Origin of the sequence: Variovorax sp. (assembly GCF_035634955.1) — a bacterium.
Classification (GTDB): domain Bacteria; phylum Pseudomonadota; class Gammaproteobacteria; order Burkholderiales; family Burkholderiaceae_C; genus Variovorax.
On sequence record NZ_DASQBZ010000007.1, the window covers coordinates 34,896 to 56,485 of the forward strand.

The window sequence follows — 21,590 nt, forward strand, 5'->3', positions numbered from 1 at the left end:
GCGCCGGCTGGAGGGAATCGCCATGAACCTGTCGAAGTTCTTCATCGACCGGCCGATCTTTGCCGGCGTGCTGTCGCTGCTCATCTTCCTGGCCGGCCTGATCGCCTTGCGCGGCCTGCCGATCTCCGAGTATCCGGAAGTGGCGCCGCCGTCGGTGGTGGTGCGCGCCCAGTACCCGGGCGCCAACCCGAAGGTCATTGCCGAGACCGTCGCGGCGCCGCTGGAAGAATCGATCAACGGCGTCGAGGGCATGCTCTACATGGGCAGCCAGGCCACCACGGACGGCGTGATGACGCTGACCGTGACCTTCAAGCTGGGCACCGATCCGGACAAGGCGCAGCAGCAGGTGCAGAACCGCGTCTCGCAGGCCGAGCCGCGCCTGCCCGAGGAAGTCCGCCGGCTGGGCATCACGACCGTCAAGAGCGCACCGAACATCACGATGGTGGTGCACCTGGTGTCGCCCAACGGCCGCTACGACATCGACTACCTGCGCAACTACGCGGTGCTCAACGTCAAGGACCGGCTGGCGCGCATCGACGGCGTCGGCCAGGTCCAGGCCTGGGGCGGCGGTGAATACGCCATGCGCGTCTGGCTCGATCCGCAGAAGGTGGCGCAGCGCGGCCTGTCGGCCACGGACGTGGTGACCGCCATCCGCGGCCAGAACATCCAGGCCGCCGCCGGCGTGGTCGGCGCCTCGCCCGGCCTGCAGGGCGTGGACACGCAGATGTCCATCAATGCGCAGGGCCGGCTGTCGAGCGAGGAGGAGTTCGGCGACATCATCGTCAAGACCGGTGCCGACGGCGCGGTGACGCGCCTGCGCGACCTCGGCCGCATCGAGCTGGGCGCTTCCGAGTACGCGCTGCGCTCGCTGCTGGACAACAAGCCGGCGATCGGCATCGGCGTGTTCCAGGCGCCGGGCTCCAACTCCCTGCAGATATCGGCCGACGTGCGCAGCACCATGGCCGAGCTGGCGCGCTACATGCCCGAGGGGCTGGAATACCGCATCGCCTACGACCCGACGCAGTTCGTGCGCGCCTCGATCGACTCGGTGATCCACACGCTGCTGGAGGCCATCGCGCTGGTAGTGCTGGTGGTGATCCTGTTCCTCCAGACCTGGCGCGCGTCCATCATTCCGCTGCTGGCCGTGCCAGTGTCGGTCATCGGCACCTTCGCCGTGCTGCACATGCTGGGCTTTTCCATCAACGCGCTCACGCTGTTCGGCCTCGTGCTGGCGATCGGCATCGTGGTGGACGACGCGATCGTGGTGGTGGAGAACGTGGAGCGCAACATCGAGGCCGGCGCCAGCCCGCGCGAGGCGACCTACCGCGCCATGCGCGAGGTGTCGGGGCCGATCATCGCCATTGCGTTGACGCTGGTCGCGGTGTTCGTGCCGCTGGCATTCATCACCGGGCTGACCGGGCAGTTCTACCGGCAGTTCGCGGTGACGATCGCCATCTCCACCGTCATCTCGGCGATCAATTCGCTGACTCTGTCGCCAGCATTGGCGGCGCTGCTGCTCAAGAGCCACGACGCGCCCAAGGACGCGCTGACGCGCGGCATGGACCGCGCGTTCGGCTGGCTGTTCCGCGGCTTCAACCGCCTGTTCCACCGCGGCTCGCAGCAATACGGTGGCGGCGTGCGCCGCGTGCTCTCGCACAAGGCGTTGATGGTCGTGGTCTACCTGGCGCTGATCGCGCTGACGGCCGGCCTCTTCAAGGCGGTGCCGGCCGGCTTCGTGCCGGCGCAGGACAAGCAGTACCTGATCGGCTTTGCGCAACTGCCCGACGGCGCCACGCTCGACCGCACCGAAGAGGTGGTGCGACGCATGGGCGACGTGATGGCGAAGAACCCCAACATCGAGACCACGCTGGCGTTCCCGGGCCTGTCGATCAACGGCTTCACCAACAGCTCCAACGCCGGCATTGCCTTCGCCATGCTCAAGCCCTTCGACCAGCGCAAGCGGGCAGACCAGAGCGGCGGCGCGGTGGCGCAGCAGCTCAATGCCGAGTTCGCCAAGATCCAGGACGCGTTCATCGTGATGTTCCCGCCGCCGCCCGTGGAAGGGCTGGGCACGACTGGCGGCTTCAAGCTGCAGCTCGAAGACCGCGGCTCGGTCGGCTACGGCGCAATGGATGCGGCGGTGAAGGCGTTCATGGCCAAGGCCATGCAGACGCCCGAGCTGACCGGCATGTTCACCAGCTGGCAGGTCAACGTGCCGCAGCTGTGGGCCGACATCGACCGCACCAAGGCGCGCCAGCTCGGCGTGCCGGTGCAGGACATCTTCGACACCATGCAGATCTACCTGGGCAGCCTGTATGCGAACGACTTCAACAAGTTCGGTCGCACCTACAGCGTGCGCGTGCAGGCCGATGCGCCTTACCGCGCGCGTGCCGAGGACGTCGGCCTGCTCAAGGTGCGCGCCGGCAGCGGCGAGATGGTGCCCCTGTCGGCCCTCATGAAGGTCGATTCGAGCTACGGGCCCGAGCGTGCCATGCGCTACAACGGCTACCTGACGGCCGACATCAACGGCGGCCCGGCGCCGGGCTATTCCACCGGCCAGGCCCAGGACGCGATCAAGCGCATTGCCGCCGAAACGCTGCCGCCGGGCATCGACTTCGAGTGGACCGACCTGACCTACCAGGAAATCCTGGCCGGCAACTCGGCGGTGATCGTCTTCCCGCTGGCCATCCTGCTGGTGTTCCTGGTGCTGGCGGCGCAATACGAGAGCCTGACGCTGCCGCTGGCCATCATCCTGATCGTGCCCATGGGCATCCTGGCCGCGATGACGGGCGTGTGGCTCAGCGGCGGCGACAGCAACGTGTTCACGCAGATCGGGCTGGTGGTGCTGGTCGGCCTGTCGGCCAAGAACGCCATCCTGATCGTTGAGTTTGCGCGCGAGCTGGAGTTTGCCGGACGCACGCCGCTGCAGGCGGCCATCGAAGCCAGCCGCCTGCGCCTGCGCCCGATCCTGATGACGTCGATGGCCTTCGTCATGGGCGTGCTGCCGCTGGCCATGGCGACCGGCGCCGGCGCCGAGATGCGCAGCGCCATGGGCGTGGCGGTGTTCGCCGGAATGATCGGCGTGACGGCCTTCGGCCTGTTCCTCACCCCGGTGTTCTACGTGCTGCTGCGCCGGCTGGCCGGCAATCGCCCGTTGAAGCTGCATGGGCGCGAAGTGCACGGCGCAGAAGCCTTCGCTCCGGCCGGCGACCTGGCGGCGCACGGCAGCGGCAGCGGCGGCAACAACCTGCGGCCCCAGCCGGCCGCACCGCGTCAAGGAGAAGAAGCATGAACGCGACCCTGAACCAGAGACCCACCCCGTGGCGTGCGCGGGCCGCGCGCTTTGCCGCGCCGCTGACCGCCTTGCTGGCCGCGCTGGTGCTGGCCGGCTGCGCGACGCCGCCGCCGATCGAGTTGAACCTCGAGACGCCGGCGCGATACAAGGAAGACGTCAAGCCGACCGGCGACCGCGCCAATGCGCCCGACGCCGAGGCGGCCCCGGCCGATGGACGGTGGTGGACCGTGTTTCGCGATCCGCGGCTCGAGGCGCTGGTGGCCCGCGCGGCCGAGCGCAATACCGACGTACAGCAGGCGGCCGCTCGCCTGGCCCAGGCACGGGCCCTGGCGCGCGAGGTCGATGCGGACCGTGCGCCGCAGGTGGGACTGGGCGCGGCCGCCGTGCGCGGCGCCGGCGTCGACAAGGCGCAGGGCCGGCAACCGGCCAGCCTGTTCACGGCCGGGCTGGGCGCTTCGTGGGAGCTCGACCTGTTCGGGCGGCTGGCCGGCGCAAGCCAGGCGGCCGCGCTGGATGCGCGTTCGCGCGAGGCGCTGCTGCAGGGCACGCGGCTGGCGGTGCAGTCCGAAACCGCGCAGCTCTATCTGGCCGTGCGTGCGCTGGACGACGAGAGCCGCATCATGGCCGACACCGTGGAGGCCTACCGCGACACGCTGGATTTGACCGAGCGGCGCCAGCGCGCCGGCGACCTCGGCGAACTGGACGTCGAGCGCGTGCGCACCGAACTGGCGGCCACCGAATCCGACGCGCTGGCGGTGCAGCGCCAGCGCGCGCAGGTCGAGCACGCGCTGGCGGTGGTGCTGGGCGAGCTGCCCACCGCCTTTGCGCTCGAGCGAGACGCCTGGTCGACCGCGCTGCCGGCCATCCCGGCCGGACTGCCGTCCGACATGCTGGCGCGACGGCCCGACATCGGGGCGGCGCAATGGCGGGTGGAGGCGGCGCAGGCGCGCGTAGGCGTGGCGCAGAGCGCCTGGTTCCCCTCGATCGCGCTGACGGCCGACGGTGGCTATGCCTCGACCGACCTGGGCGACCTGCTCAAGTGGTCGGCGCGCTCCTGGGGCGTGGGCGCATTGCTGTCGCTGCCGCTGCTCGACGGCGGCCGGCGCGAAGCCGGGGTGCAGAGTGCGCAGGCCGAGTTCGACGGCGCCATGGCGGACTACCGGGCGCAGGTGCTGTCGGCCTTCAAGGAAGTGGAGGACCAGCTCTCGTCACTGAGGCTGCTGGCCCAGCAGTCGACGGTACAGGCGCGGGCGGTTGATTCGGCGCGCCGCGCCACCCGCCTGTCCGACGTGCGCTACCGCAACGGTGCCATCAGCCAGATCGACCTGCTCGATGCTCGCCGCAGCGAGTTGCGCAACAGCCGGCAGGCGCTGCTCATCAAGGCCCAGCAGTACCAGGCCACGGTGGCGCTGGTCCGGGCGCTGGGTGGCGGCTGGAGCGACGCGCAGGCGCAGGCGAAGGGGCCACTGCCGACTGCGGCGGTGGCGCGCGCCTTCTGAGTCGGTTGCCCTGGGCGGCGAGTTTCCGAGCCACCGGGGCGCCCGTGGCACCAACGTGGTGCTGAAGACGCTGCAGCAAAGGCGAGAATGCACGGTTTAAGTGCATCCAGGAGGAGCTGCAACCCATGAAGTACCACAGTGCCGACGACTTTCTCGCGCATGTCGCGCAACGCAATCCAGGGCAGCCGGAGTACCTGCAGGCCGTCACCGAGGTGATGCACAGCCTCTGGCCATTCATCGAGCGTCATCCGAAGTACCAGGCCTACAGCCTGCTCGAGCGCCTGGCCGAGCCGGAACGCGTCGTCATGTTCCGCGTCTGCTGGACCGACGACGCCGGCGAGGTGCAGGTCAATCGCGGCTACCGCGTTCAGCACAGCATGGCGATCGGGCCGTACAAGGGTGGCTTGCGGCTGCACCCGTCGGTGAACCTGTCGATCCTTAAATTCCTGGCCTTCGAGCAGACCTTCAAGAATGCGCTGACCACGCTGCCCATGGGCGGCGGCAAGGGCGGCAGCGATTTCGACCCCAAGGGCCGCAGCACCGCCGAGGTGATGCGCTTCTGCCAGGCCTTCGCCGCCGAACTGTTCCGCCACGTGGGTGCGGACACCGACGTGCCGGCCGGCGACATCGGGGTCGGTGCGCGCGAGGTCGGCTTCCTGGCCGGCATGGTCAAGAAGCTCACCAACCGCGCCGACTGCGTGTTCACCGGCAAGGGGCTGTCGTTCGGCGGGTCGCTCATCCGGCCGGAGGCCACTGGCTACGGCAACGTCTACTTCGCCCAGCAGATGCTCGAGCGCAAGGGCATGTCCTTCGACGGCCTGCGCGTGGCCGTCTCCGGCTCCGGCAACGTGGCGCAATACACCATCGAGAAGGCGATGGCGCTCGGCGCGAAGGTGGTCACCGTGTCCGACTCCGGCGGCTGCGCCGTCGACGAGGACGGCTTCACCCCGGACAAGCTGCAACTGCTCATGCACATCCGCAACGACCGCCATGGCCGCGTCAGCGAGTACGCGGCCCAGGCCGGCCTGCGCTACGTCGAGGGCGCGCGGCCCTGGCAACTGCTGCCGGTGCAGGTGGCGCTGCCGAGCGCCACCCAGAACGAGCTGGACGGCGACGACGCGCTGGCCCTGGTCAAGAACGGCGTGCGTTGCGTGGCCGAGGGCGCCAACATGCCCAGCACGCTCGACGCGATCAAGGTGTTCGAGGCGCATGACGTGCTCTATGCGCCGGGCAAGGCCAGCAATGCCGGCGGCGTGGCCACTTCCGGCCTGGAGATGAGCCAGAACGCGCTGCGCCTGTCCTGGCCGCGCGAGGAGGTCGACGCGCGGCTGCAGCAGATCATGAAGAGCATCCATGCCGCATGCCTGCACCACGGCGAGACGGCCGGCGGCCGCGTCAGCTACGTGCAGGGTGCCAACGTGGCCGGCTTCGTCAAGGTGGCGGACGCGATGCTGGCGCAGGGCGTCATCTGACGCCTGGCGCGCCGGCGGGCGTGCGGCGTCAGCGCGTGTATTCGCCGGCGGCCTCGGGCTGGAACGGCAGGCCGACGATGCGGGCCGCGCGCGTGCCCGCCGGCGAATGCCACCGCACCGTGGTGCCCACGCGCGCGCCCAGCAGGCTGGTGCCCGCCGGCGACAGCACCGAGATGCAGTCGGGCGCCTGCTGCGCGTCCTGCGGATAGCACAGCGTCAGCGCGCGCGGTGCGCGCGAGGCGTCGTCGGCGAGCAGCACGCGCGAGTTCATGGTGACCACGTCGGGCGCGACGTCGTGCGATTCCACCAGGTCGACCTGGTCCAGCAGGTCCTGCAGCGCGGGCGCCGTGGTGGCCAGCTTGCGCAGCCGCGCATGGTCCAGCAGGGTGAGGGTTCGCTCGGCGACGGTAGTGGCCGGGCTGTTGGTTTCGATCATCGGATGCTCCTGACAAGCAAAGAGGGCACGGCCGCCTGCGCGCAGCGCGGGTGGGGTGGACGTGCCGAATGCGCGGGCTGTGGGGGCCCGGCGATCAGGAACTGCGCGAAACAGGGGGGAAGAGAGGGTGGTTGATCGCCGGGCTCAGGAGTGGCCAGGCGTTCGGCAGGCGCGGCACGCCCGCGCCTCGTCCACGTTGGGCGAGGCGGTGTCCGTGGGACGGGCGGCGTGGCGCTGCATGGTTGCCAGTGTAGCGGCGGGCAGCTACTTGCGGGCGGCGATGGCCTTCTCGGCCTTGTTGACCAGGTCGTTGCCGACGGTGGGCTTCCACTTGGCGTAGACCGGCCGCGTGATCTTCACGAAGGCCTCGCGCTCGGCCGGCGTCAGCTGCGTGACGGTCACGCCCATGCCGGCGATCTCCTTGAGCACCGGCTTGTCGGCCTCGACCAGGCCCTTGCGGGCCAGCACGATTTCCTGCTTGCCCGCGTCGATGGCGGCCTGGCGCACGATGGCCTGGTCGGCAGGGGTCCAGGATGCCCAGATCTCCTTGTTGACCACGAACACCAGCGGATCGGCCACGTAGCCCCAGGTGGTCACGAACTTCTGGCCGACGTTCTGCATCTTCAGCACCGTGAACAGGAACAGCGGGTTCTCCTGGCCGTCAACCGCTCCGCTGGCCAGCGCCGGCTGGGCATCGGCCCAGCTCATCTGCGTCGGGTTGGCGCCCATCGCGCTGAACATGTCGGAATAGATCGGCGAGCCCACGACCCGCAGCTTCATGCCCTTGAGGTCGTCCGGCGTCTTGATGGGATGCTTGGAGTTGGTGACTTCGCGAAAGCCGTTCTCGCCCCACGCCAGCGGCACCACGCCGGCCTTGTCCAGCCGCGCGAAGATGTCCTTGCCCACTTCGCCCTGCGTCAGCGCGTCGATGGCCGCGTAGTCGGGCATGAGGAAGGGCATGGAGAAGAGGTTCAGCTCCTTGACCTGCGGCGACCAGTTGATGGTCGAGCCCACCGCCATGTCGATCACGCCCTGGCGCAGCGCGCTGAACTCGCGCGTCTGGTCGCCCTGGATCAGCGAAACGCCGGGGTAGAGCTTGATGTTGATGCGGCCCTGGGTGCGTTCCTTGACCAGGTCGGCCCAGATCTTTCCGGCCATGCCCCACGGCGTGGGCGGGCCGAGCACCAGCGACATCTTGTATTCGGCCTTGTAGTTGGCCTGCGCCAGCGCGGCGCCGGAGAAGGTGGCCAGGGCGGTGGCAACGGCGGCCAGGCCGAGCAGGGTGCGACGCAGTTTCATTCTGAAAGTCTCCTTGGGTGAAATATCGGGTTCAGCAGGTGTTTCGAGGTGCGCGAAGACTAGGGGCGAGCGTCAATAGCCAAGTTTGTGCGGCAGCCACAGCGCGATCTGCGGCCAGGCGATCACCGCCACCATCACCAGGAACATGGCGAACAGCAGCCAGCCGACCCAGCGCACGGTTTCCTCCATGCGCACCCCGGCGATGCGGCAGGACACCATCAGGTTCACCGCCAGCGGCGGCGTGAACTGGCCCAGCGCTACCTTGAGCGTGAGCAGCACGCCGAACCACACCGGGTCCCACTTGTAGTACTGCACGATGGGCCACAGCAGCGGTACGAAGATCAGGAAGATCGACACCCCGTCGAGGAACATGCCCACCGTGATGAGCAGCAGGATCAACAGCGACAGCACGCCGTATTCGCCCAGCCCCGAGTTGACGATCGCACGGGCGACCGGATCGATCACCCCCAGCGTGGACAGCGAGTAGGCGAAGATGCCGGCCAGCGACACCACCAGCAGGATCACCGCCGACAGTTCGCCAGATTCACGCAGGATCTCGAACAGGTCGCGCAGCCGGATGGTGCGGTAGACGATCATGCCGACGAACAGGCCGTAGAACACCGCCACCACCGCCGCCTCGGTCGGGGTGAACCAGCCCAGGCGCATGCCGCCGAGGATGAGCACCGGCGCCGCCAGGCCCCAGCTGGCTTCGCGCAGGCTCTTCCAGAAGGCCGGTCGGGGCAGCGTGGATTCCAGCGCGCCCATCTTGTGCTTGCGGGCGATCCACACCGCCGGCACGATCAGCGCAAAGCCGGCCAGGATGCCCGGGATCATGCCGGCGGCGAACAGCGCCGGCACCGACGCGTTGGGCACCAGCACCGAATACACGATGAAGGCCACCGACGGCGGGATCAGGATGTCGGTGGCCGCCGCCGCGCCGACCACGCTGGCGGCGAACGAGGGCGGATACCCCGCGCGGTTCATGGCGGCGATCATCACGCCGCCCACCGCGGCCGCCGTGGCCGGGCCCGAACCCGAGATGCCGCCCATGAACATCGCCACCGCGATCGTCACCAGCGGCAGCATGCCCGGGCCGCGGCCGACAATGGCAATGGCGAAGTTCACCAGCCGCGAGGCGACGCCGGAGCGGTCGAAGATCGAGCCCACCAGCACGAACATCGGAATGGCCAGCAGCGGGTATTTGCCCAGCCCGGCGTAGAAGTTCTGCGGCACGGCCAGCAGGCCGAACCATTGGGCGTCGCCGTTGGCCAGCGCGATGCAGGCCGCGCCCGCCAGGCCCAGCGCTGCGCCGATCGGCACGCCGGCAAGCATCATCGCCACGAAGGCGACGAACAGGAGCGTGGCGATCATTGCTGGTCGCCTTCGACGCGGTGCGCTTCGCGGCCGCGCCGCACGAACAGGCCGACCGCGCGCAGCGCGATGGCCGTCGAGACGATCGGCAGCCAGACCGAGTACCACCACTGCGGCACGCCGATGCCCGGCGAGGTCTCCTCGAAGCGGTAGTCGTCCCAGACCACGCGCAGGCTCAGCGCGGCCATGAGGAAGAACAGCAGCGCCACCATCAGCGCCCCGAACTGCGCCAGCCGCCGGCGGCGGGTCATGGAGCCGGCTTCGGAGAAATACTCGATGCGGATGTTGCGGTCGCGCGCCACGGCGGCCGAGCCAGCCACCATCGCCAGCAGGATCATGAGGAAGACGGAGAACTCTTCCGTCCAGGCGAAGGACGAATCCGTGAAGTAGCGCACCAGCACGTTGGCGAAGGTGATGCAGGCAAGCAGCGCCATGATCACCACCGTGGCCCAGTCCTCCACCGCCAAGGGCACGCGGGTGGGCTCGTCCGGCCCGTCCATTGGCAACTCGGGAGATGAACTCGTGCTGTGCGGCGGTGGCGCCGAAGCGTCATCCGGCGCGGCGCGGCCGGATTTTTGGGGAGGGGACATCGAACGACAAGGCACTGCGGCCGGGATTCGGCCCGGGGCGATGGTAACGGTCGATAACTATTTGCCCCATCGGGTCTTTCCTGATGCGCAACCGAAGTCCAGCCCCGGCGGGGCGCGCCAGTTGCAACCCGATGGCCCTTGGGCCGTCGTATCCGCCCGGCCGGGAATGGGACAATCCGGCCCCATGACGACCAGCCCCGACCAGATCACCATCACCCGCCCCGACGACTGGCACCTGCACGTGCGCGACGGGGCCGCATTGCAGGCCGTGGTCCCGCACAGCGCGGCCCAGTTCGGCCGCGCGCTGATCATGCCCAACCTGCGCCCGCCGGTGACCACCGCGCTGCAGGCGCAGGACTACCGCGACCGCATCCTGGCCGCGTTGCCGCCCGGCAGCGCCTTCGAGCCGGTCATGTCGCTGTACCTGACCGACCGCCTGCCGCCGGACGAGATCGCCCGCGCCGCCGCTGCCGGCATACGCGCCCTCAAGCTGTACCCGGCCGGCGCCACCACCAACAGCGACGCGGGTGTCACCGACATCCGCAACACCTACCCGACGCTGGAGGCCATGCAGAAGCACGGCCTGCTGCTGCTGGTGCACGGCGAGGTGACCGACCCGACGGTGGACCTGTTCGACCGCGAGGCGGTGTTCATCGACCGGGTGCTGATCCCGCTGCGGCGCGACTTCCCCGAGCTGAAGATCGTGTTCGAACACCTGACCACGAAGGAGGGCGCCCAATACGTGCAGCAGGCCGACCGGTTCACCGGCGCCACCATCACCGCGCACCACCTGCTGTACAACCGCAACGCGATCTTCACCGGCGGTATCCGGCCGCACTATTACTGCCTGCCCGTGCTCAAGCGCGAGACGCACCGGCTGGCGCTGGTGGAGGCCGCCACCGGCGGCAGCGACCGCTTCTTCGCCGGCACCGACAGTGCACCGCACCCGGCCCATCTGAAGGAGCACGCGCTCGGCTGCGCCGGGTGCTACACCGGGCTGACCGCGCTGGAGCTGTACGCCGAAGCCTTCGACAGCGTCGGCCGGCTGGACCGGCTCGAAGGCTTTGCCAGCTTCCATGGCGCCGACTTCTACGGCCTGCCGCGCAATGCCGGCAACGTCACGCTGGTGCGCGAGTCCTGGACCGTGCCCGAGACCGTGCCCTACGGCGAAACCACCCTCAAGCCGTTGCGCGGTGGCGAGGCGGTCCACTGGAAGCTGCAGGCCGCCTGACATTCAACCAAAGCATCCGAAGGACAGACCCATGCCCCTGATCGCCGAGAAGCAGATGCGCATCGCGCTGATCATCGACGCCGACAACGCGCCGGCCGACAAAATCGACGAGGTGCTCACCGAGCTGTCGACCCTGGGCGTGATCAACGTTCGGCGCGCCTACGGCAACTGGACCAAGGGCGCGCTGTCGGGCTGGCAGGACCGGCTGCTCGAGTTCGCGATCAGGCCGGTGCAGCAGTTCGACTATTCCAAGCGCAAGAACGCCAGCGACATGGCGATGACCGTGGACGCGATGGAGCTGCTCTACAACGACCGTCCGGACGCCTTCGGCATCGTCTCGTCCGACGCAGACTTCACACCGCTGGTGATGCATCTGCGCGCCAAGGGCGCGGCGGTGTTCGGCTTCGGCGCGGCGCAGACGCCCAAGCCTTTCGTCAACGCCTGCTCGCGCTTCCTGTACCTGGAGGCGCTCGGCTCGACCGAGCCGGAGGCCGAGGCCGAGGCCGCCGCACTGGGCGGCGAAGCGGCCGCCTCGGCTCGCGAGGACGCCGAGTCCGCCGCCCCGGGCGTGCCCGGCCGGCCCGCACGGCTACGGGTGCCCAGCGCCGAATTGCGGCAGGACTCGCGTCTGATGACGCTGCTGCGCGACGCCGCACAGGCGGTGCAGGACGAGACGGGCTGGGCCATGGTCGGCGCGGTCGGGTCTCAGATTGCCAACAAGGCCTCGTTCGACCCGCGCAACTACGGCTACGCCACGCTTACCAAGCTGCTGGCTGCCACCCAGGCCTTCGAGATGCGCGACGAAGGCAGCTCCCGCGTGGCGGTGCGGGACAAGCGCCTCACGCGTGCCGCCACCCGCTGAGCGACTGGCCGCTGAACCTTCGGTCGGCGGCGCGGCGGGCCCTGCCGGCTGGCTCGCGTGCATCGACTGGACACGCCCCTGGCTCGCGCCCTACGCCGTCGCCGGCGAACCGCTGGCCCGGCGCGCGGCAGTCCTGGGCGTGACGGCCGCGCTGGCGGGCGAGCGTCCCGCTGGTCGCCGCTTCGTTGCGCAGCAGGCGCTGCCCGCCGGCCAGGCGTACGAGTTGTTCATCGATGACCACGGCGCCGTTCCCACCCGCGAGAACCCGCACGATTTCTTCAATGCGCTGGTGTGGGTGCATCTGCCGCAGGCCAAGCGCCGCATGAACGTTCTGCAGGCGGCCGAGATCCGGCGTATGGGTGTCGGGTCGCGCCGCGGCCCGCTGCGCGATGCGCTGACGCTGCTCGACGAGAACGGCGCCGTGCTGCAGGCGCCGCCGCCGTTGTGGCGGGCGCTGCAGGCGCGCGACTGGCGCAGCCTGTTCGTCGAGCGGCGCGCGCTGTGGCGGGATGCACGCCTGCAGATCGTCGGCCACGCGCTGCTGGAACAACTGGTGCTGGCGCCGCGCAAGCCGCTCACGGCGCACGTGCTGCTGGCGCCTGCGCCGGGCGGCCCGTCACTGCCCGCCGGCGACGACGCGGCGCTGGCCGCGGCGCTCGATCCGGCCTGGCTGGCGACCAAGCCGTTCGCCCCGCTGCCGGTGCTCGGCGCGCCAGGCTGGTGCGCCGAAAACCAGAACTTTTGCTTTTATGATGACTCCGACGTGTTCCGTCCGCGCAGGCCGCCAGAACGAAGAACAACCCATGGGCCTGCACGACCCCGCACAGCTTGAAGCGGGCCGCCCGGCCCCCATCTGAGCGGGGCAGATTCCTCCCACGGAGAACCCAACTTGAAACGCATCATCCTGTTTGTCCTGACCAACGTCCTGGTGGTGGCGGTGCTGGGCATCGTCGCCAGCCTGCTGGGCGTCAACCGGTACCTCACCGCCAACGGGCTCAACCTGGGCGCCCTGCTCGGATTCGCGCTGATCATGGGCTTCGGCGGGGCGATCATCTCGCTGCTCATCAGCAAGCCCATGGCCAAGTGGACCACGCGGCTGCACATGATCCACGAGAACCCGCAGTCGGCGGACGAGGCCTGGATCGTCGACACCGTGCGCAAGTTCGCCGACAAGGCCGGCATCGGCATGCCCGAGGTCGGCATCTTCGAGGGTGACCCCAATGCCTTCGCCACCGGCGCCTTCAAGAACTCCTCGCTGGTGGCGGTCTCCACCGGCCTGCTGCAGAACATGACGCGCGAAGAGGTCGAGGCCGTCATCGGCCACGAGGTGGCGCACATCGCCAACGGCGACATGGTCACCATGACGCTGATCCAGGGCGTGATGAACACCTTCGTCGTGTTCCTCTCGCGCGTCATCGGCTACGCGGTCGACTCGTTCCTGCGCCGCGGCAGCGACAACAACTCCGGCCCGGGCATCGGCTACTACGTCAGCACCATCGTGCTGGACATCGTGCTGGGCTTCGCCGCCGCCATCGTGGTGGCCTGGTTCTCGCGCCAGCGCGAGTTCCGTGCCGACGCCGGCGCGGCCGAACTGATGGGCCGCAAGCAGCCGATGATGAACGCGCTGGCCCGCCTCGGCGGACTGCCCGCGGGCGAATTGCCCAAGGCGGTCGAGGCCATGGGCATCACGGGCAGCATCGGCAAGCTGTTCGCCACGCACCCGCCGATCGAGGAGCGCATCGCCGCGCTGCAGCAGCGCGCCTGACAGGCCACCTGCCGATCAAGGGGCAGTCGCTGCGGCGGCTGCCCCTTTTTCCATGGTCGGTCAGAAAGGAGGCGCCTGCCGCGCCCTCTGCGCGCGCGCAGCCTCCGTCCACCAGGCCAGGTCGTCGGCAAAGCGGCCGAAGCTGCGCTCGAGCGCGTCGCCGGCTGGGCCGGTCGGCTCGCCGGCGGCGTCGAGCGTCTGCGAGATCGGGCCGACCGCCAGCGTGCTGGACACGACCACCATTCCCATCTCCGACAGGATCGAATGCCAGATGGTGCCCGAGCGAACGCCGGAGAAGCGCCCGGCCGAGTAGCTGGCAATGGCGGCGGGACGCCAGAACCATTCCTCCAGGAAGTGGTCGGTGAGATTCTTCAGGCCGGGCTGCGGGCCCCAGTTGTATTCGCCGGTGACGAACACGAAGCCGTCGGCCGCGCGGATCTTGCCGGCCAGTTCTTCCAGAGGCTGCGGCGCCGTGCCCTTCGGATATTCCTTGTACATGCGGTCCAGCATGGGCAGGCCGATCGCCTTGGCGTCGATCAATTCAGGCTGGGCGCCGCGCGCCGCCAGGCGTGCCACGAGATAGTCCGCCAGCCGGATGCCCATCCGGTCGGCGCGGTAGGAGCCGTAGAAAACCAGGATCTTGTCTGCCATTGCCGCATTCCCCTCGGCCGGGAACCGCCCGGCGCTCGCCCCCGAGCCTAAGGCATGCGAGCCACGGCGAAGTGCAGGCGAATTGCCGACGATCGCGGGTTACACCTGTTGGCACGATAGCTGCCTTGTCGGATCGTGGCCCCGGCCACATTCCTTTTCCCACCCGCCTGGAAAGCGACAACAACAGATGAAGAAGAACAGCTTGAACCAAAGCCTGCTGGCATTGACACCCATTGCACTGGCCCTTGCCCTGGCCAGTTGCGGGGGCGATTCGCACCCGGACCACAACGGCTCGACGCCGCCGGTCACCGATACGCCCGTCACCGACAGCGGTGGATCGGAGCCCGCGCTGGCGGTCGACAATGACCCCAACAGCTGCTCGGTGCTCTCGAACGATGGATCGGCCGTCATCGTCGGCTCCGGCCTGGCCGGCGACCCGTCGGCGCCGGAGCCCTCGTCGGGCTATCGCCTGGGCTACAAGGCCAAGTACTCGAGCAAGTACATGGTGGTGGCCAATACGCCGTTGGCAACGAAGGCCGGCTGCGACATCCTGAAAGCCGGGGGTACCGCGGCCGACGCCGCCGTGGCCGTGCAGGCCGTTCTGGGTCTGGTCGAGCCGCAGTCCAGCACCATCGCGGGCAGCGCCTTCATGCTGTACTACGACGCCGCGACCAAGACCGTCTCGGCCTACGACGGCCGCGAGTCGGCGCCGGCGGCAGCCACCAACTACTACCTGGCGCGCCAGGACCAGGCCAACCCCAGCTCGCCGACACCGGTGCCCAGTGCCCGCCGCAGCGGCCGCTCCATCGGCGTGCCCGGCGTGACGCGCATGCTGGAACTGGCCCATGGCGAACACGGCAAGCTCAAGTGGAACCAGTTGTTCGACCACGGCATCGGCCTGGCCAACAACGGCTTCAAGGTGCCCACGCGCATGGCCGACGCCATCGCGGGCGCGGCCAGCAGCTTCGCGCTCGACGCCAATGCCATGGCGACCTACTACCACGCCGACGGCACGCCGTACGTCTCCGGCGAAGTCATGACCAACGTCGCCTACGGCAAGACGCTCAAGGCGATCGCCGAAGGCGGCGCCAATGCCCTGTACACCGGCACCATCGCGCAGGACATCGTCGCCAAGGCCGGCCAGAGCGTCGGTGACGACGCGGCCAGGACACCGATCACCCCGAGCCTGATGACGCTCGACGACCTGGCCGGCTACCAGGCCAAGAAGCGCAAGGCGGTCTGCACCACCTATCGCGACAAGTACTACGTCTGCGGCATGCCTCCGCCTTCGTCCGGCGGCCTGGGCGTGGCGCAGGCGCTGGGCATCCTGGAGAACTTCGACCTGTCGCAGTATCCGCCGGTCAATCCCGCCAACGAAGGCGGCGTGCCCAGCACCATGGGGGTGCACCTGGTGTCCGAGGCCGAGCGCCTGGCCTACGCCGACCGCGACAAGTACGTGGCCGACGCCGACTACGTGCCGCTGCCCGGCGACGGCGTGTCGACCATGGTCGACAAGGCCTACCTGAAGCAGCGCGCGGCCCTGATCGATCCCACCAGGTCGATGGGCGTGGCCTCTCCCGGAAACCTGGGGTCCGTCCCGCTCGGCACTGACACCACGGTCGAGCATGGCACGACCCACTTCTCCATCGTCGATGCCTACGGCAACGCTGTATCGATGACGACGACGGTCGAATCGAGCATGGGCTCGTACCACATGGTCGACGGCTTCCTGCTGACCAACCAGCTGACCGACTTCGCGGCATCGCCGACCGACAGCACCAGCGGCGAGCTGGTGGCCAACCGCGTGGCCCCGGGCAAGCGGCCGCGCAGCACGATGGCGCCCACGCTGGTGTTCAAGGGCACCGAGCCCGGGGACTTCCTGATGGCGACCGGCTCGCCGGGCGGCGGCACCATCATCCAGTACGTGGTCAAGACCCTGGTCGGTGCGCTGGACTGGGGCCTCGATGCCCAGCAGGCGACTTCGCTGATCGATTTCGGCGCCAGCAACAGCAAGACCACGAGCGTGGACGGCTCCAACTTCATGTCCGCGAGCAACCCCACCGGCACGCTCGACCTGTCGACACTGGTGAGCGAACTCAAGGCCATGGGACACACGGTCTCGACCAGTTCGCAGTCGAGCGGCATCTCGACCATCATGCGCGCCAACAAGGACGGGGCGGCCAAGCTCGAGGGCGGCGTCGACCCGCGCCGCGAAGGCATCGTGCTGGGCGACGGCGCACTGTAGGCGCACCGCCGGCCGCGCTTTCCCGGCATCGACGCCGGGAAACGAGCGGCTGGCTATTCGGGGGCGGAAGGCGAAGGGGCCGGCGCCGCGTCCGCGGCGTCTGCCGCCTGGGCCGCCTCTGCCGTGTCCACCGCCGCGGCAGCGATGCGGGCCGCCTCCGCCAGTGCCTGGTCCTGGCGCACCCGCTTGAGCGTGCGCGCGACCTCGGCCGGCGCCATGCCGTACATGTCGGCGAATTCGGCCTCGCTCTTGCCGCTGGCCTCGAACGCGCGCAGCAGGGCTTCGCGCCGGGCGGCCTGGCGGCCCAGTTCAACCACGGCGTCGTCGAGCGCGGCGTTGGCCGCCTCGTCGCGGGTGCGCATGCGCAACTGGTAGTCCTCGCGCGACAGGCCCGAGGCCTCGATCGCCTTGGCCAGCCGCGCGCGCAGTTCCACGCCCAGGTCCTGCCCGCTGCGCTGCTGGCGCCGTTTGAACACTTCGATCAGTGCGTGGTGGACATGCTCGGGCGCCATCGGCTCGACCACCTGGCCGTCGAGGTCGTGCCGCGGCAGTCCGTTGGCTACGCATTCGAGGTAGCGGGTGGAGCGGGCATGCATGCCCATCGCGGCCTTCAACGCCTCGGGCTCGAATTCGCTGCCGTGACGGGCCACGATGTCCTCGTAGACGCCCCGCTTGAGCGGCAGGAAGCGCGCGCCGAACAGCGCCGGGTAGAGCTGGAACAGGCGCTCGAGCACCGGGTTCGGCTTGCCGTTGCCGCGTTGACCACGCTGGCCGCGCGCCTTGGCGGCCGGGGCTGCTGCGCCCTGCCGCGCCCCGCCGTCCTGCGGCGCGGCGGCGTTGTCCTTGGCGGCGGCGCCGTCGGCCGCGGCAGGCGCAGGGCGGTTCCTGCCCTTGCCGCCGCGGCGGGAGCGGCGGCGCTGGGCCGGCTCTGCGCCTTCGGCAGCCTGCACGACTGCCGGCGCATCGGCGGGCGGGACGGGCGCCGGGGTCTGGGTGTCTGCAGGCAGGGCGGCGTTGTCGTTGACGTCGTTCATGGTCGGGGTCGCTGAGAGCGGGTTCGAGAAAGGAAGAGGGCGAAAGGCGGCTTCCGGCGCGTCAGGCCGTGCCGGAGGGCGCCGGCGCGGTGCGTGCCAGCGAGCGCCCGATCAGAAGGCGGAACGGCAGCAGCATGAACACGCCGACGGCGAGCTTGACGGCCAGGTCGCCCAGGGCCCACGTGAGCCAGGGGCCGTCGGTGCCTGCGAAGGCGATGCCCCAGAACACGATGCTGTCCAGCACGGCGGCGATCACCGTGGCCACCAGCGGAGCGCGCCACCAGCGGCCTTGGCGCAGGCGGTGGAACACGCCGATGTCCAGCAGCTGCGAGGCAATGAATGCCAGGCCGGAGGCGGCGGCGATGCGCGCCGGTGCCAGCATCAGCGAGGCCGCGACCGCCACCGCGAAGCCCAGCCACGCGACGCGGCGCGCCTGGCCGGGGCCGAAGCGGCGATTGATCAGGTCGCTCACCAGGTAGGCGGCCGGATAGCTGAAGGCGCCCCAGGTCAACCAGTCGTTGAGGGGGAACTGGACCAGGTAGTTGGAAGCCAGCACCACGGCCACCATGGCCGCGACGCCCTGGCTGAACTGCAGCCGGGTCGGGCGCGCGAAGGCATTGCTGTCGTTGCGAGTCGTCGTCATGAAAGAGGAGGAAGAATGGCTCAGGCCGCATGCGCGGCGATGGTGTCGAGCGTCGACAGCGGCGCGATCTGGCGCGCCACCGCCTCGGCCACCTTGATGCCGTCGACGCCGGCCGACAGGATGCCGCCGGCATAGCCGGCGCCTTCGCCCGCCGGGTACAGGCCGGCCAGTCCCGGGCACTGGAGGGTGCAGGCGTCGCGGGCAATGCGGATCGGCGACGACGTGCGCGTCTCGACGCCGGTCAGCACCGCGTCGTGCCGGTCGAAGCCTCGGAGCTTGCGCCCGAACGCCGGGAACGCCTCCCGCATGGCGGCGATGGCGTAGTGGGGAAGGGCGGCCTGCAGGTCCGTCAGGCGCACGCCGGGCTTGTAGCTCGGTTGCACCTCGCCGAAGGCGCTGGACGGCCGGCCGGCAACGAAGTCGCCCACCAGTTGGCCGGGCGCGCAGTAGTCGCTGCCGCCGAGCACGAAGGCGTTCGATTCGAGCCGGCGCTGCAGCTCGATGCCGGCCAGCGGGTGCGGCTTGCCCTGCGCCTGCGCGAGCAGTTCGGGCGGCAGGTCCAGGTGGCGGTAGTCGGTCGGGTAGTCCGCCGGCTCGATGGCCACCACGATGCCGGCATTGGCGTTGCGCTCGTTGCGCGAGTACTGGCTCATGCCGTTCGTGACCACGCGGTTCGGCTCGCTGGTGGCGGCCACCACCGTGCCGCCGGGGCACATGCAGAAGCTGTACACCGAGCGGCCGTTGCTGGCGTGGTGCACCAGTCGGTACTCGGCCGCGCCCAGCAGCGGATGCCCGGCGTGACGGCCCCACCGTGCGCGGTCGATCAGCCCTTGCGGATGCTCGACGCGAAAGCCGATGGAAAAGGGCTTGGCCTCGATCGGCGCGCCGCGCGTGTGCAGCATGGCGAAGGTGTCGCGTGCGCTGTGCCCGAGGGCCATCACCACATGGTCGGCGCGCAGTTCGTGCGACTGGCCGGTGGCCTGGTCCAGCACCGCCAGCCCGCGGACATGGCCATCCTCGACCCGGACGTCGGTCACGCGCTGCTGGAAGCGGACCTCGCCGCCCAGCGCCAGGATCTGCGCGCGGATGTTCTCCACCACCTTGACCAGCTTGAAGGTGCCGATGTGCGGGTGCGATTCCCACAGGATTTCTTCCGGCGCGCCGGCCCGGACCAGCTCGCTCATCACCTTGCGGCTGAGGAATCGAGGGTCCTTGATCTGGCTGTAGAGCTTGCCGTCCGAGAACGTGCCTGCGCCGCCTTCGCCGAACTGCACGTTCGATTCCGGCTGCAGTTCCTTGCGGCGCCACAGGCCCCAGGTGTCGCGCGTGCGCTCGCGCACCGGCTTGCCGCGCTCGAGCACGATCGGCCTGAGGCCCATCTGCGCCAGCAGCAGCGCCGCGAAGATTCCGCAGGGCCCGAAGCCCACCACCACCGGGCGGGGCAGGCCGGCGTCGGCCGGTGCGCACAGCACCGGCCGGTAGGTCATGTCGGGCGCGGGCTGCACGTGCGGGCCGGCCGCCGAGGCCAGCACCGCGGCCTCGCGCGCGGGGTCGGTCAGCGTGACGTCGACGATGTAGACCTGCAGCAGATCGGCCTTGCGCGCGTCGAAGCTGCGCTTGAAGACAGTGTGGCCGGCAATGTCGGCCGGCGCCAGCCCGAGCGCGCCGGCGATGGCCTGCAGCACGGCGTCGGGGGCGTGCTCCAGCGGGAGCTTGAGTTCGGAGATTCGGATCATGGCGGGGCGGCCCGTGTTGATCGGGCAAAACACCGATTTTACCGGGCGCGCCGGTTGCGGCCGCTACGACGGCAGGAAGCCGTCCACCGACAGGTAGCGCTCGCCCGTGTCGTAGTTGAAGCCCAGCACCACCGCGTCGGCCGCGAGTTCGGGCAGTTTCTGCGCGATCGCCTGCAGCGTGGCGCCCGAGGAGATGCCCACCAGCATGCCCTCTTCGCGCGCGCAGCGGCGCGCCATTTCGCGCGCGGCCTCGGCATCGACCTGGATCACGCCGTCGAGCAGCGCGGTGTCCAGGTTGTCGGGGACGAAGCCGGCGCCGATGCCCTGGATCGGGTGCGGCGCGGGCGCGCCGCCGGAGATGACCGGCGAAGCCGTCGGCTCCACCGCGAACACCTTGAGGCGGGGCCATTTCTTCTTGAGCACGCGGGCGCAGCCCGTGATGTGCCCGCCGGTGCCGACGCCGGTGATCAGCACGTCCAGCCCGTCGGGGAAGTCCGCCGCGATCTCCTCGGCGGTCGTGCGCACGTGCACCTCGACGTTGGCCGGGTTGTTGAACTGCTGGGGCATCCAGGCGCCGGGCGTGCCGGCCACGATCTCCTCGGCGCGGGCAATGGAGCCCTTCATGCCCTTCTCGCGCGGGGTCAGCTCGAAGGTGGCGCCATACGCCAGCATCAGGCGGCGGCGCTCGACGGACATGCTGTCGGGCATGACCAGCACCAGCTTGTAGCCCTTGACGGCCGCCACCATGGCCAGGCCGACGCCGGTGTTGCCCGAGGTCGGCTCGACGATGGTGCCGCCCGGCTTGAGCTTGCCCGAGCGCTCGGCGTCCTCGACCATCGACAGCGCGATGCGGTCCTTGATGGAGCCGCCCGGGTTGGCGCGCTCGGACTTGATCCACACCTTCTGGGTGGCCGGCGAGAACAGGCGCTGGATGCGCACGTGCGGCGTGTTGCCGATGGTTTGCAGGATGGTGTCGGCTTTCATGTCAAAACTCCTTCGACGGTGGAATCAGACGCCATTGTGGGCGAGCCCGGCACGCCCGACGGCCGCACGGCGATAATCGGCCCCGTGAAGCACGCCGGACCGCCGCTGGTGCAAGCAGCAATGCCGGCCCTCGGGCCGGGCCGAAAGGCCGCACTGGAGGAACGTCCGGACTGCACAGGACAGCGCAGGAGCTAACGGCTCTCCACCGTGAGGTGAGGATCAGAGCAACAGAGACGAGTCAGCCCGTCGTTCAGCGGCGGGTTGGGTGAAACGGGCAATCTCTGCGCGCAGCAACACCAAGTAGGCCAGCGTCGAGGTGGTTCCGCCGAGCTGGCGGGTAGGTGGCATCGAGCCGTCCGGGCGACCGGCGGCCCAGAGTAATGGCGGTCACGCCGGGGGCGACCCCGGTGCACAGAATCCGGCGTACAGGCGTGCTTCACACTTTATTCGCCGCCATCCGGCGCGCTCTTGCGGCGA

The 21,590-nt window shown here is 69.6% G+C and carries 17 protein-coding genes and 1 other RNA gene; 9 read left to right on the forward strand and 9 right to left on the reverse strand.

Annotated elements, in window-relative coordinates:
* The first annotated feature begins 22 nt into the window (after nucleotides 1-22).
* The 3 genes from VES41_RS02310 to gdhA all read left to right on the forward strand — a co-directional run bounded on the left by VES41_RS02310 (nucleotide 23) and on the right by gdhA (nucleotide 6,266).
* Complete coding sequence (locus tag VES41_RS02310; RefSeq protein WP_324812475.1) at nucleotides 23-3,292, forward strand: efflux RND transporter permease subunit; 3,270 nt, start codon at nucleotides 23-25, stop codon at nucleotides 3,290-3,292.
* Nucleotides 3,289-4,794, forward strand: coding sequence for an efflux transporter outer membrane subunit (locus VES41_RS02315; RefSeq protein WP_324812477.1), 1,506 nt, complete (start codon nucleotides 3,289-3,291; stop codon nucleotides 4,792-4,794). The genes VES41_RS02310 and VES41_RS02315 overlap by 4 nt, the downstream gene beginning before the upstream one ends.
* 125 nt (nucleotides 4,795-4,919) lie before the next feature.
* A complete protein-coding gene (gene gdhA / locus VES41_RS02320; protein WP_324812479.1) occupies nucleotides 4,920-6,266 on the forward strand; it encodes an NADP-specific glutamate dehydrogenase in 1,347 nt (448 codons plus the stop codon).
* Nucleotides 6,267-6,294: 28 nt separating this feature from the next.
* On the opposite strand, the gene VES41_RS02325 is transcribed toward gdhA, so the two are convergent.
* The 4 genes from VES41_RS02325 to VES41_RS02340 all read right to left on the reverse strand — a co-directional run bounded on the left by VES41_RS02325 (nucleotide 6,295) and on the right by VES41_RS02340 (nucleotide 9,962).
* Nucleotides 6,295-6,702, reverse strand: a complete 408-nt coding sequence (locus VES41_RS02325; RefSeq protein ID WP_324812482.1) for a GreA/GreB family elongation factor — start codon at nucleotides 6,700-6,702, stop codon at nucleotides 6,295-6,297.
* Nucleotides 6,703-6,966: 264 nt separating this feature from the next.
* On the reverse strand, nucleotides 6,967-8,001 hold the full coding sequence (locus VES41_RS02330) for a DctP family TRAP transporter solute-binding subunit (RefSeq protein ID WP_324812485.1): 1,035 nt from the start codon (nucleotides 7,999-8,001) through the stop codon (nucleotides 6,967-6,969).
* A gap of 72 nt (nucleotides 8,002-8,073) precedes the next feature.
* The gene (locus VES41_RS02335) at nucleotides 8,074-9,372 is read right to left on the reverse strand and encodes a TRAP transporter large permease (RefSeq protein WP_324812488.1); all 1,299 of its coding nucleotides are present in this window, start codon (nucleotides 9,370-9,372) and stop codon (nucleotides 8,074-8,076) included.
* Nucleotides 9,369-9,962 (reverse strand): TRAP transporter small permease, encoded by a 594-nt coding sequence (locus VES41_RS02340; RefSeq protein ID WP_324812491.1) that lies wholly within the window; start codon nucleotides 9,960-9,962, stop codon nucleotides 9,369-9,371. The genes VES41_RS02335 and VES41_RS02340 overlap by 4 nt, the downstream gene beginning before the upstream one ends.
* A 184-nt stretch (nucleotides 9,963-10,146) precedes the next feature.
* Here VES41_RS02340 and pyrC point away from each other — a divergent pair, with 184 nt between their 5' ends.
* From pyrC to htpX, 4 genes are read left to right on the forward strand one after another with little or no spacing between them, the layout of a single operon-like run.
* Nucleotides 10,147-11,193 (forward strand): dihydroorotase, encoded by a 1,047-nt coding sequence (pyrC, locus tag VES41_RS02345; protein ID WP_324812494.1) that lies wholly within the window; start codon nucleotides 10,147-10,149, stop codon nucleotides 11,191-11,193.
* A gap of 31 nt (nucleotides 11,194-11,224) precedes the next feature.
* Nucleotides 11,225-12,055 (forward strand): NYN domain-containing protein, encoded by an 831-nt coding sequence (locus tag VES41_RS02350; RefSeq protein WP_324812497.1) that lies wholly within the window; start codon nucleotides 11,225-11,227, stop codon nucleotides 12,053-12,055.
* Between the two features lie 4 nt (nucleotides 12,056-12,059).
* Nucleotides 12,060-12,887, forward strand: a complete 828-nt coding sequence (locus tag VES41_RS02355) for a DUF3025 domain-containing protein (RefSeq protein WP_324813079.1) — start codon at nucleotides 12,060-12,062, stop codon at nucleotides 12,885-12,887.
* 57 nt (nucleotides 12,888-12,944) lie between these two features.
* Nucleotides 12,945-13,820, forward strand: a complete 876-nt coding sequence (gene htpX, locus VES41_RS02360) for a protease HtpX (protein WP_324812499.1) — start codon at nucleotides 12,945-12,947, stop codon at nucleotides 13,818-13,820.
* 60 nt (nucleotides 13,821-13,880) lie between these two features.
* On the opposite strand, the gene VES41_RS02365 is transcribed toward htpX, so the two are convergent.
* Nucleotides 13,881-14,471, reverse strand: a complete 591-nt coding sequence (locus VES41_RS02365; protein ID WP_324812502.1) for an NAD(P)H-dependent oxidoreductase — start codon at nucleotides 14,469-14,471, stop codon at nucleotides 13,881-13,883.
* Nucleotides 14,472-14,658: 187 nt separating this feature from the next.
* On the opposite strand from VES41_RS02365, the gene VES41_RS02370 reads away from it, so the two are divergent.
* On the forward strand, nucleotides 14,659-16,716 hold the full coding sequence (locus tag VES41_RS02370; RefSeq protein ID WP_324812504.1) for a gamma-glutamyltransferase family protein: 2,058 nt from the start codon (nucleotides 14,659-14,661) through the stop codon (nucleotides 16,714-16,716).
* Between the two features lie 53 nt (nucleotides 16,717-16,769).
* Here VES41_RS02370 and VES41_RS02375 read toward each other — a convergent pair whose 3' ends face one another.
* The 4 genes from VES41_RS02375 to cysK form a co-directional block, all read right to left on the reverse strand.
* Nucleotides 16,770-17,750, reverse strand: a complete 981-nt coding sequence (locus VES41_RS02375) for a ProQ/FINO family protein (protein WP_324812506.1) — start codon at nucleotides 17,748-17,750, stop codon at nucleotides 16,770-16,772.
* A gap of 61 nt (nucleotides 17,751-17,811) precedes the next feature.
* On the reverse strand, nucleotides 17,812-18,318 hold the full coding sequence (locus VES41_RS02380; RefSeq protein ID WP_324813081.1) for a VUT family protein: 507 nt from the start codon (nucleotides 18,316-18,318) through the stop codon (nucleotides 17,812-17,814).
* Between the two features lie 95 nt (nucleotides 18,319-18,413).
* A complete protein-coding gene (locus tag VES41_RS02385) occupies nucleotides 18,414-20,129 on the reverse strand; it encodes an NAD(P)/FAD-dependent oxidoreductase (RefSeq protein WP_324812509.1) in 1,716 nt (571 codons plus the stop codon).
* A gap of 63 nt (nucleotides 20,130-20,192) precedes the next feature.
* Complete coding sequence (gene cysK / locus VES41_RS02390; RefSeq protein WP_324812512.1) at nucleotides 20,193-21,113, reverse strand: cysteine synthase A; 921 nt, start codon at nucleotides 21,111-21,113, stop codon at nucleotides 20,193-20,195.
* Between the two features lie 86 nt (nucleotides 21,114-21,199).
* Here cysK and rnpB point away from each other — a divergent pair.
* Nucleotides 21,200-21,555, forward strand: an RNA gene (gene rnpB, locus VES41_RS02395) — RNase P RNA component class A.
* Nucleotides 21,556-21,590 lie beyond the last annotated feature (35 nt).